General features: G+C 48.5%; 1 protein-coding gene. It reads right to left on the bottom strand.

The window, feature by feature from the left end:
- Positions 1–548, bottom strand: a 548-nt coding sequence (locus AC1Q8Q_RS32145) for an alpha/beta fold hydrolase (protein WP_492615967.1), incomplete at its 3' end; no start/stop codon positions are given.
- Positions 549–738 lie beyond the last annotated feature (190 nt).

Below are 738 nucleotides of genomic sequence, written 5' to 3' on the forward strand. Positions count from 1 at the left end.
AAGCCTGGCTGAATACTCGCTTCATATCGTAGCCTGGCCAGTTCATCGCTGACCAAGCTACGGTCATAGGCGAAGATGTCGAGGAGATCACGCATGTTTTTGATTGATGGCGTGTAACCCCAAACCGCATCCAACCCATTCGTGAGTTCGAATTGCGTTCCAGCTGCCCCCATTAGGACCATGCGGTCTATCCGACCCGGATGCCGTATCGCAATTGCAATCGCCAGTGCCCCGCCAAACGAGTTACCTACGATGTGGGCTTTTTCAATTTCCAAGGCATCCATGACGCCAATGATGTGCTTGACCCAATTATCCATGGAATAATTATAGTTTTCAGGCCTATGCGTGAAGCCGAAACCAACTATGTCTGCGGCAATTACCCTAAAGTTCTTGCTCAGGGCAGGCATCGTCAGTCTCCAGTTGGCATAAGCACTTACGCCAGGGCCGGAGCCATGAACAAGGAGCACCGGCGTCCCTTCACCAAGATCGTGATAGTTTGTTTGAATACCAGCCGCTACAATACTCTTACCTATTTCGGGATTAGCCATCTTTCTATCCTCGGCAACTAAAATTATTTATGAACTAAACTCAATCAATAGAAAAGCCAACGTATCATGGCAAGGATATAACCCAACTCAGCAGATGCCATGGACGCTGTCCTCGCCTTCAAGAAAGGGCGGGATATTCAGAATTTGTAAACATAAGCTGCACTTATACTGTCCTGAGCATGCTCCACCC

Source organism: Pseudomonas sp. GW823-FHT06B06, assembly GCF_058795195.1.